Genomic DNA, 10,852 nt, shown 5'->3' with positions numbered 1-10,852 from the left:
GACATCTTTTGTGATACAAAATGGTGCTGTTTTATTTGCCATGCCTCATTATATCAAGCTACACAATTCGATTGTTAACTTTACGCGTGACCCACTAGCAACCCCAGGAGGGAGAGCCGGAATCCAGGACAGTGGATGATCAGTCGACCTTCTCCTATCCGATTGTCGACCTGGGGGAAAAGTATGGAATCAACGGCCAGGTGTTTTCAGAGTGCAAGATTCTGGAAACAGATGATGGCGAGACGCTCAGCATGTTATTCGAGACGGGTTCCCGTCTGAAGTTCGATAACAGCGGCGACAGGACACGGGCTCACTTCGAAATCGCAAGCTGATCCTTGCTGACTTTCCACCGCGACTAAAGTCGCTCCTGCTACAACCAATTCCCACGCCTGTGGTGCCATCATCGGGGGCTGCCTGTTGTAGACGCCTGCCGGATTGGCAGGGAAATTCCAGAATTATGGCAGTAATAAGAATGTCTTAGTTGACAGTGGGGTTTGTGGATGGAGAGAATATTAGATTGCCGTGAAAAACTGAAAAACCAAGAATGGTGCGGACTCAACAGCAGATTTCAGTGTGAATGAGTCCGTTTAGCGACGAGGAAGTGCATTTCTGTCCCTACCGGTGCCGCAACGGTCCCTGGTCGGGTAAAAAAAATAAATTATTTGGAGCAGGTTGTGAACTGGTTTCTAGATATTTGGACGAGCATACCCGGGCGTTCCACGCCATTTTTCTCCTGGATCGGGGAGTTACGAGACAAGAGCGTTCTGAAGGCCGATATCATCGCCGGTATCACCGTGGCGCTGGTTCTGGTTCCCCAGTCCATGGCTTATGCCCAGTTGGCCGGTCTGCCCGCCTACTATGGTCTCTACGCCTCCTTCCTGCCGCCCATGGTGGCTGCACTGTTCGGATCGTCGCGGCAGCTTGCCACCGGTCCCGTGGCCATGGTCTCCCTGATGACAGCCACCGCCCTGGCGCCGATTGCCTCCCAGAGTGGTGACGGCTTCCTGATCTATGCGCTGATCCTGTCGCTGATGGTCGGCGTGTTCCAGGTAGCCCTCGGCCTGCTGCGCCTCGGCGTATTGGTGGACCTGCTCTCCCACCCGGTTGTGGTCGGTTTCACCAATGCCGGTGCGATCATCATTGCCACCTCCCAGCTCAACAAGGTGCTCGGTGTCGACAAGGGCGCGGGTGATGCTCACTACGAGTCGGTCTACAACACGGTGCTGACTGCCCTTGAAAGCACCCACATGCCGACCCTCTACATGTCGATCCTGGCCCTCGGCATCATGATCATTCTGAAGAAGTACATGCCGAAGGTACCCAACGTGCTGGTCGCCGTTGTGGTCACCACGGTGCTGGCCTGGTACACCGGTTTCTCCGAAAGCGGCGGTAAGGTGGTGGGCAATATTCCCGATGGCCTGCCGGGGCTGACCATACCCACCGAGTTCGACATGGACATCGTGATGTCCCTGATCTCCTACGCCATCATCATCTCACTGGTGGGCTTCATGGAGGCCATCGCCATCGCCAAGGCCATGGCAGTCAAGACCAAGCAGCGCCTGGACGCCAACCAGGAGTTGGTGGGACAGGGCCTCTCCAACCTGGCCTCCGGTTTCTTCTCCGGCTACCCGGTTTCCGGCTCTTTCTCCCGTTCGGCTGTAAACATCAATGCAGGCGCCGTTACCGGTTTCTCCTCCGTGGTTACGGGTATCGTGGTCGCGCTGACCCTGCTGCTGTTGACCCCGCTGCTCTACCATCTGCCCCTGGCAACCCTGGCTTCTGTCATCATCCTGGCAGTCGCCAACCTGGTGAAGTTCAAGCCCATCGTGCACGCCTGGAAGGCTGAGCCCCATGACGGTATCACCGCCGTGATCACCTTCCTGCTGACGCTCTATATCGCGCCGCACATCGAGTACGGCATCCTGGTGGGCGTGGTGCTCTCCATCATCCTGTTCGTGATCCGTTTCATGCGTCCCCGTGTCGCCGAGCTCTCCCGCTACGAAGACGGCACCATGCGTGATATCGCGGTGTTCCCCGAACTGGAAGTGAGCGACAAGATCGCCCTGATCCGCTTTGACGGTTCCCTGTTCTTCGCCAACGCCAGCTATTTCGAGTTCAAGGTGCTGGAAGTGATGGCCAACCGTCCCGACTTGAAGTACATCATTCTGGATGCAGAGGGCATCAACCAGATCGACTCTTCCGGTGAAGAGGTACTGAGCCAGGTGGCGGACCGCCTGACCCAGAACGGCGTGACCCTGGTGGTGGCCCGTATGAAACGCCAGTTCATGCAGGCGCTGCGCCGCACCGGCCTTCACGAGAAGATGGGTGAAGGGAATTTCTTCTCCCGTATCACCTACGCCCTTGATTTTGTCTGGGACAGCTTGGGGGATGAGTACGACCGTACCACCTGTCCACTGCGTAGACTGTCTACATAAGGGATGAAATAAAAAAAGCCCCATCTTCCTCGTGGAAGATGGGGCTTTTTTTATGCCGGTGCTCAGTGGCCGGCGTTGATAATCACCTCTTCGGTGTTCTCCATCGCCTGGATGGCCTCTTCAAGATCGATATGTGATTGTCGATGCGGAAATCTCCCATGAAATGGGGCATAGTGGCTCCTTGATTCCAGTCTTTTTCTTAATGTGAATTGCCTAATAACGTCTTCGTGGTAATCGAATCGCAAGTACCAATCTGCTGTTGCCTGATAGCTGCAGCCAGCCTGTTAAGGGTTTCATTGATGGATATGTATTCGATATAGCCACCTTAAGCGCACTGAACTGTAATCAAATTCCTATTTCAGGGGCATCTTCGAAAAATTCAATTCGTTACGCTAAGATGGTTCCATGGATTCTGAAAAGGACTCGATGTACCTGCTGTTGATCAGCGTTCACGGATTGATACGGGGTCATGATCTGGAACTGGGCCGGGATGCCGACACGGGAGGTCAGACCAAGTACGTGGTGGACCTGGCCCGCGCCTTGGCGGAGAGGGATGACGTGGCCCGTGTGGACTTGGTCACGCGTCGGGTTGTCGGTCCGGATGTCAGTGATGACTATGCGCAACCTGTAGAAGTCCTATCCGAAAAGGCTCGAATCGTCCGTATTGATGCCGGACCCGAGGAGTACCTTGCCAAGGAGAAGCTCTGGGATCACCTCGACACCTTCATGGACAACCTGCTCAACTGGCTCAACGGCCAGCAGCGCATGCCGGACCTGGTGCATAGCCACTATGCCGATGCAGGTTACGTGGGGGTCAGGCTCTCCAACCTTATTGGTACTCCACTGATACATACCGGGCACTCCCTGGGGCGCGACAAACGCCAGCGGCTGTTGGCAAAGGGGATGGAGCAGGAGGAGATCAACCTCCGCTACAACATGGATCGGCGGGTGGATGCTGAAGAGGAGGTACTGGCAAACGCCGACCTGGTGATCACCAGCACCCACAACGAGATCGAGGAGCAGTATGCGCTCTACAACCACTATCGCCCTGACAGCATGGTGGTGATTTCCCCCGGTACCGACCTCAGCCAGTTTCATCCGCCGGGACCTGATGATACCGACCCTGAGTTCGGGCAGACCATCGCCCGTTTCCTGGAAGAGCCACGCAAGCCCATGGTGCTGGCGCTCTCGCGTCCTGACGAGCGGAAGAATATCCTGACGTTGATCGAGGCCTACGGTGAATCTCCGGAACTCCAGGAGCGTGCCAACCTGATGATCATCGCCGGCACCCGGGATGACATCCGGGAGATGGATCGTGGGCCCCAGACCGTGCTCAAGGAGATCCTCTTGTTGATCGATCTCTACGACCTCTACGGCAAGGTGGCGATTCCGAAACAACACCGGCCGGAAGAGGTGCAGGAGATCTACCGGCTTGCGGCCAACTCCCGCGGGGTGTTCATCAACCCCGCCCTTACCGAACCCTTCGGGCTTACCCTTCTGGAAGCGGCAGCCTCGGGATTGCCCCTGGTGGCCACTGAGAACGGCGGACCGGTGGACATTATCGGCAACTGCAATAATGGTCTGCTCATCGATCCCCTGGACAAAGAGGCCATGGTGGAGGCGATGCTGAGCATTCTGGGTGACCTGGAGTGCTGGCAGCGCTTCTCTCTCAACGGCATGGAGAAGGTGCGGGAGCAGTACTCCTGGCAAGCGCACGCGAGGGCCTACATGTCGCGTATCAAGCTGTTGCCCCGGGGCTACAAACCGATTCTCGAAGCCCAGCCGTCAAAGCGACCCATGCGCTATCGCGATCGCGCGGTCTTTACCGACCTGGATCAGAATCTGCTGGGCAACCTGGAGGGACTGCAGCAGTTCAACGAACTGGTAAAGGACAACCGCAAGTGCGGCACGTTCGGTATCGCCACCGGCAGGCGTTTGGACTCCGCACTTTCGGTGATCAAGCGATATGCCATACCCCGGCCCGATGTGCTGATCACCAGCCTGGGTACTGCGATTCACTACGGTCAGAAACTGACCGCCGATGACTTTTGGACGGAGCATATCGATCATCTCTGGAAGCCTCTCTCTGTACGACGACTGCTGGATGAGCTGCCGGGTCTCAAGCCACAGAAGAAATCGGAGCAGAGTCGTTTCAAGATCGCCTACCACTACGATGAGTCTGAAGCGCCGTCGGTTGAAGAGATCAACGACCTGCTGCACAAACGTGACATCACCTGCAACGTAATCCACGCTTTCGGACAGTACCTGGATATCGTGCCGGTGCGGGCCTCCAAGGGGCAGGCGCTTCGCTACGTGGCCCAGCGATGGGGCATCCCCCTGGAGAACATCCTGGTGGCCGGCGGGTCAGGTGCCGATGAGGATATGATGCGTGGAAATACCATGGCGGTGGTTGTGGCGAATCGTCACCATGAAGAGCTCTCCCAGCTGGTGGAACAGGAGCGCATCTATTTCGCCGAGCAGGCACACGCCCTGGGAATTATCGAAGCGTTGAAACATTACGACTTTTTCGAAAGCTGTGAGTTGCCTGATTCAGGGGGAAGCTGATGGAACGGCTTCTGATCTGCACCGATCTCGATCGCACCCTTATCTCCAACGGGGTGCAGCCTGAGTCCCCAAATGCCAGGCGTCGCTTTTCGGAGCTGGCATCCCGGCCCGAGGTGAAGCTGGCCTACGTGAGTGGTCGCCACCGTGTCCTGGTACAGCAGGCGATCGATATCTATAACCTACCGTTGCCCGATTACGTGATTGGAGACGTGGGGACGACAATCTACCAGGTGGTAGGACCAGGACACTGGCCTCACATTTCTGCCTGGGAGGAGGAAATCGGAGTCGACTGGAGCGGCAGCTCCCACGACGATCTCAAGAGCCTGTTCGCCGATATCAACGACCTGCGGCCCCAGGAGGCCTCAAAACAGAACCGTTTCAAACTCAGCTACTACGTCCCAATGCATGCTGACCGGCGTCACTTGATGCAGGTAATGGAAGAGCGTCTCCAGCGAATTGAAGTCCAGGCCAACATGGTCTGGAGCGTGGATGAGCCTGCCGGGGTGGGATTGTTGGACCTGTTGCCACCCATGGCTTCGAAGTTGCATGCAGTGGAGTTCCTTATGGGTCTGTTGGGCTTTGATGAGACAAACACGGTTTTTGCCGGCGACAGTGGCAACGACATGGAGGTGCTGGTCAGCACGGTGCCTTCTGTGCTGGTCGCCAACAGTCAGTGGGATGTGAAGGAGATGGCGCTGCGGGGAGCCTATGACAATGGCAACTCTGACCGGATCTACCTGGCAGAAGGCGGAACCCTGGGCATGAACGGCAACTACGCTGCCGGCATCCTGGAAGGTGTGGCCCACTACCATCCTCATATCCTTCAGGAGTCGTTGGAGGCGGATGCATGAATCCCCATCATCTCTGCATCTTTGGTGAAGTGTTATACGACATTTTCCCCGGGGACAAACGGGTGCTGGGCGGTGCTCCCTTCAACGTGGCATGGCATCTCCAGGCCTTCACAGCTGATCCACTGTTCATCAGCCGGGTGGGGGACGCCCCCCTGGGGAGGGAAATCCGTCAGCGGATGCTCAGCTGGGGCATGGACACCTCCGGGCTGCAGCTGGACTCCTCGCATCCCACAGGCGAGGTCAAAATTACCCTTGCAGAGGGAGAGCCGAGCTACGATATCGTTTCCCACCGGGCATATGACTATATCGATGCGGACGCCTTGCCACCTGTACTTCCAGGGCTGATCTATCATGGCAGCCTGGCGCTGCGAAACAGGGAATCCCGTCAGGCCCTGTCCCAATTACGCGTGCGCAATGAATGCCGGGTATTTCTGGACGTCAACCTCCGCTCTCCCTGGTGGCAGAAAAACGAAGTGCTGGAGATGGTGGCCAATGCTCACTGGGTAAAACTCAACGAGCATGAGTTGACTGACCTGTCGGAGGGAGCAGTGTCTCTGCGAGAGCAGGCGATCCGTTTCAAACAGGCCCATGGACTGGAGGGCCTGGTGGTCACGCAAGGCGGGGAGGGCGCTTTTGCCCTGGGCAAAGAGGAAGAGTTTGCCGAGATAGCGCCTCCGCAGGTACTTGTCGTGGTGGATACAGTGGGAGCAGGGGATGCCTTTGCCTCGGTCCTGATACTCGGCCTCAGCCGAGGCTGGCCACTACAACAGACCCTTGAGCGGGCACAGGCCTTTGCATCACAACTGGTTGGCAGGCGTGGTGCCACCGTGGAAGAGAGGGAATTCTATCGACCCTTCCTGGAGGATTGGTCCCTGTAAGCCGGGTAGTCTGGAAGAATCAGTGTCCTTTGGGCAGTGAATTGTTCTATTCTTTGTAGGTAAGGCTACAGAGAAAAAAAACCCGAACCATGTACGAGCAGGTCTCCCACTCACTGCTGAATGAAATCCTGGATGCGCTGAAAGCGGATATCCGCAAGCGCGATCTGCGTCATTTCTATACGCGCCTGGGTGCAAACTTCTACGCTATTCACTCACTTTTTTATCACCTCTACGGGCAGCGGGAAGACTTCACGGAGAAGATGATTCGCCTGGTTGAGGTGATGGCCCGCCGGTACATTGAGCGATCCAGCGATCTTGAACAGTTGGACATGGATCGGGAGCAGAACCACAACTGGTTTCTAAGCCAGGAGTGGGTGGGTATGGCGCTCTACGCAGACGGTTTTGCCGGGGATGTGCCGGGAGTGACAGAGCGTATTCCCTATCTGCAGGAACTGGGCGTCAACATGATTCACGTGATGCCGATCATGGTCTGTCCGAAGGGCAGGAGTGACGGCGGCTACGCAGTCAGTGACTTCCGTAACATCGATCCGCGCATGGGCAGACTGAAAAATGTGCGTGAGCTATCGGCCTCCCTGCGCAAGCGCAATATGTTGCTGACCATGGACGTGGTGGTGAACCACACCTCTGATGAACACGACTGGGCAGTCAAGGCGAAGGCAGGCAAGCACAAGTACCAGGGTTACTATTACACTTTTGAGGATCGCGACATTCCGGACATGTTCGAGGAGACCATGCCGGAAATCTTCCCAGAGACCTCCCCGGGTAATTTTATCTGGGACGAAGAGATGCAACGCTGGGTAATGAGCGTGTTCAACAGCAACCAGTGGGACCTCAACTACAGCAACCCCACGGTCTTCATCGAGATGGTGGACGTGCTGCTGTTCTGGGCCAACCAGGGGGCGGACATCCTGCGGCTCGATGCGGTGGCCTTCCTCTGGAAGAAAATCGGCTCAAGCTGTCAGAACGAAAGGGAAGCGCACCTGATCCTGCAGCTGATGAAAGACTGCTGCCAGGTCACCGCCCCTGGCGTGCTGTTCATTGCAGAGGCCATCGTTGCGCCCCTGGAGCTGATCAAGTACTTCGGCGAGGACGCCATCATCGCCAAGGAGTGCGAGATCGCCTACAACGCCGCCTACATGGCACTGCTTTGGGATGCGGTGGCCACGCGCAATGCCAAGCTCCTGAACCAGGGAGTGCGCAGTCTGCCTACCAAGCTGGATCGGGCCACCTGGTTGAATTACGTCCGCTGTCACGACGATATCGGACTGGGCTTCGATGACGCCGACATCATCAGCAGCGACTACGAGCCCCAGGCTCACCGCCAGTTTCTGCTGGAGTATTTCACCGGCCAGTACGAAGACTCCGAGGCCCGTGGCCAGCCCTTCGGTTTCAACGAGAAGACAGGAGATGCCCGCATTTCAGGTTCCCTTGCCTCCCTCGTCGGGCTGCAGGCGGCAATGGAAGACGATGATGAGGAGGCAATCGACCGGGCAGTGAAGCTCATCCAGCTGCTGCACGCCATGATCCTCTCATTCGGTGGCATACCCTTGCTCTATTACGGTGATGAGATCGGTACGCTCAATGACTGCAGTTTCCTCGAGGACGAAGAGAAGGCGGGGGACAACCGCTGGATGCATCGCCCCCGTATCGATTGGGAAAAGGCGGAGCGGCGCAACCAGCACGGCTCTGTTGAACAGAGAGTCTTCGGCGGGATAAAGAAGATGATCGCGGTTCGTAAAGCAACGCCTGCCTTTGCCGACTTCAATAACCGTGAGCTTCTCGATGTAGGCAACGAACACCTGTTTGTTTTCCTGCGCACGCATCCCGAGAAGAGCAGCGAGTCGGTGCTTGTGGTGGCCAACTTCGATGCCAGCCCCCAGTATCTCAACCTGGATGACCTGGGTAACCGGGGCGTGTTCCAGCAGGGCCAGCTGCAAGATATCTGTTCAGGCGAATCTCCGGCCCTGTTCAAGGACCAACTGGTGATCCCGCCATACCGGTTTTACTGGCTTACCGATCAACGGCCAGGTGTGCTTCTGTAGGCTACATTTTTTGAGTGTCGCTTTTCGATTGTGGATTCAACGCAGACTTTCGATTCGAGCATTGCAATCTGCAGAAGACGAACCTGGGTAGTCCTTCATTGGTCTGTTCTTGATTTCACAATAACTGATTTGAAAATGAACTAATTTCCATGTAGGCAGCGGCACGTTTACTGCTGTCAAGCACCGGGTTGAGGGCGATACTGTAGCACTGGGCCTGGGAGGTGCATTCTGTAACGCTGTACTGCCTGCCTTCTGACATCGCCTGTTGTACATCTGCCGATGCCTGTAACAGCTTGTCCAGTGAATCGACCCAGTCCGGTAGAGGCTCAAGGCGAAGAATATCCTTCAGTGGGGAGCCTTCCTCTTCCACGACATAGTCCGGATTGATCGCTGAGGTTCGAAAGAGGCTCTTGGCGCTGGGGTGGGTCACGGCCTCCAGGAGGTCTCGCCTGAGTACAATCTGGCTGACTGAGCCTGTGACCTGTTTCGATTCAGCGAAAGAGCGCCTGATACCGTCATAGGAGAGACTGAAATCCGCCACACCCACAAGGCGCCCTGCAAAATGGAGAGGAAATACGTAGCGGAATCCGGGGTAGACACGGCCGTTCTCGAAGGCGGCTCCGGGCTTCCCACTCTCCAATACCTCGGCGATAAGGGGGCGATCCTTGGTTATCGGATAATCGTAGAGATCCGGGCGGTTGAATCTCAGCAGTGACCGGCCGTCAGGCATAACGAATTGTAAAACCCGGATGTCCTGTTCGAGGAGGTTTTTGTAATCACTGTAGCGCGTACGATAGAGCCGGCCACGGATGCGCCGCAGGCTGGCTTCCACTGTGTCTGGGTCTGCTGCCTCGGCAATCATGGGCAGGAGCTGTTTCTTTTGCAGCAGGTAGTGAAGGCTTGTCTCCACCAGTTTCCCGTGGCTGTCGACGACGCTGCGGAAACCCGTTTTCAGTTCAGTCTGGTGAAACAGCAGGCTTCTCTGGGTGGTGGTGCGTACCTCGGACCAGAGCCACCAGCCAAACAGCAGTTCGGCGATACCGAAGAGGATGATTGCGATGATCAGAGGGAGTTTCAACGTGCTGGACCGGGAATTGGCCAGGGCAATCCTTTCAGTGCATCAGCGATATTTCCATAGTCGCACTGTTGGGGGGGGCAGCGCCGTTGCGGATATGCCTGCCCCAATCTTTCATACGTGTTTTAAGTTCCTCGTTGGTGGCTGGGTCGAGTGCCAGCAGCGCTTTCTGAATGGCGTCGTACACGTCGCCCTTCAGTGTGTTTTTGTTGGCTACAAGGGCGAATCCGGGGTATCGGCGGCTGACAGCAATGCTCTTGAGATCAAGGTGCTGGTAGCGGTTGGCAATGGCGGTCTTTACACCTGCCACATCATACTTGCCACGGGCCACCCCGAGAGCCGCCTTGGAGTGACTGCCAGTCATAACTGAAGCTGTTGCCGTCGCCGTTGATCTTCCGTCCGGCCTCTCCCAGCATCTGGGAGACGGAGAGGTAGCCGCAGGTCGAATAGGGCTGGGTCAGTCCGATCCTGACGTCACTTACCAGTTCTGCCGTTAACGCGCTGTCCCCCCAGGTGATCAGCGAGCAAGTGTAATTGGCCTGGCCGTCTGCATCACGGAAGCAGCCGAGGGGGTCGGCGGGCGGGTAGTCACGTTTGAGGATCACGTAGGGCAGGGGGCCGAGGTAGGCCAGGTCGATCTTGTCGGCCTTGAACTGTTCGATGATATCGGCGTAATCGTTGAGGTGAACCCAGGTCAGGGTATGGCCCGTCGCCTCCTGCAGGTAGTCCGCCAGTCCCCGGAACTGCTCGTGGATGATCTTCTTGTCCTCCAGGGGGAGTGGGGCGAAACGTATGGTCTGGTCGGCCTGGCTGACAGGCGAGTTGAAAAGGCAGAAGAGTATCGGAAGAAGATACCTCAATCCTGATGATTTCTTCCGACTTACATTAAAGGGAATCTCTAAAAACCCACCTTAATCTGCGATAATAACACACACACAACTTTTCAATCACAGTACACAGACTATGCAGCCGAACTTTTTTGCCC

Annotated in this window: 9 protein-coding genes; 6 read left to right on the top strand and 3 right to left on the bottom strand. The window is 56.5% G+C overall.

The window, feature by feature from the left end:
- Nucleotides 1-131 precede the first annotated feature (131 nt).
- The 6 genes from BOW53_RS11190 (at nucleotide 132) to BOW53_RS11165 (ending at nucleotide 8,792) form a co-directional block, all read left to right on the top strand.
- Nucleotides 132-332, top strand: coding sequence for a hypothetical protein (locus BOW53_RS11190; RefSeq protein WP_078488070.1), 201 nt, complete (start codon nucleotides 132-134; stop codon nucleotides 330-332).
- 342 nt (nucleotides 333-674) lie between these two features.
- Complete coding sequence (locus BOW53_RS11185) at nucleotides 675-2,435, top strand: SulP family inorganic anion transporter (RefSeq protein WP_245832126.1); 1,761 nt, start codon at nucleotides 675-677, stop codon at nucleotides 2,433-2,435.
- Nucleotides 2,436-2,840: 405 nt separating this feature from the next.
- On the top strand, nucleotides 2,841-5,000 hold the full coding sequence (locus BOW53_RS11180) for an HAD-IIB family hydrolase (protein ID WP_245832125.1): 2,160 nt from the start codon (nucleotides 2,841-2,843) through the stop codon (nucleotides 4,998-5,000).
- Nucleotides 5,000-5,851 carry an HAD-IIB family hydrolase gene (locus BOW53_RS11175; protein ID WP_078488068.1) on the top strand — a complete coding sequence of 284 codons (852 nt, stop codon included), beginning with the start codon at nucleotides 5,000-5,002 and terminating at the stop codon, nucleotides 5,849-5,851. Before BOW53_RS11180 ends, BOW53_RS11175 begins: the two co-directional genes overlap by 1 nt.
- The gene (locus BOW53_RS11170) at nucleotides 5,848-6,729 is read left to right on the top strand and encodes a carbohydrate kinase family protein (RefSeq protein WP_078488067.1); all 882 of its coding nucleotides are present in this window, start codon (nucleotides 5,848-5,850) and stop codon (nucleotides 6,727-6,729) included. Before BOW53_RS11175 ends, BOW53_RS11170 begins: the two co-directional genes overlap by 4 nt.
- Before the next feature lie 89 nt (nucleotides 6,730-6,818).
- Nucleotides 6,819-8,792: an alpha-amylase family glycosyl hydrolase gene (locus BOW53_RS11165; protein ID WP_078488066.1), complete on the top strand. Its 1,974-nt coding sequence runs from the start codon at nucleotides 6,819-6,821 to the stop codon at nucleotides 8,790-8,792.
- Between the two features lie 115 nt (nucleotides 8,793-8,907).
- Here BOW53_RS11165 and BOW53_RS11160 read toward each other — a convergent pair whose 3' ends face one another.
- Genes BOW53_RS11160 through BOW53_RS11150 form a run of 3 tightly spaced genes read right to left on the bottom strand, consistent with a single transcriptional unit; the run spans nucleotide 8,908 to nucleotide 10,727 of the window.
- Nucleotides 8,908-9,870 (bottom strand): hypothetical protein, encoded by a 963-nt coding sequence (locus BOW53_RS11160; protein ID WP_078488065.1) that lies wholly within the window; start codon nucleotides 9,868-9,870, stop codon nucleotides 8,908-8,910.
- Between the two features lie 34 nt (nucleotides 9,871-9,904).
- Entirely contained in the window at nucleotides 9,905-10,231 is a 327-nt protein-coding gene (locus BOW53_RS13590; protein WP_078488064.1) for a PhnD/SsuA/transferrin family substrate-binding protein, read from the bottom strand.
- Nucleotides 10,179-10,727: a PhnD/SsuA/transferrin family substrate-binding protein gene (locus BOW53_RS11150; protein ID WP_172838879.1), complete on the bottom strand. Its 549-nt coding sequence runs from the start codon at nucleotides 10,725-10,727 to the stop codon at nucleotides 10,179-10,181. The genes BOW53_RS13590 and BOW53_RS11150 overlap by 53 nt, the downstream gene beginning before the upstream one ends.
- Nucleotides 10,728-10,852 lie beyond the last annotated feature (125 nt).

This window comes from Solemya velesiana gill symbiont, from assembly GCF_002020805.1.
Taxonomy (GTDB): Bacteria; Pseudomonadota; Gammaproteobacteria; order Chromatiales; family Chromatiaceae; genus Sedimenticola_A.
This window is presented reverse-complemented; position numbering and strand designations above follow the sequence as displayed.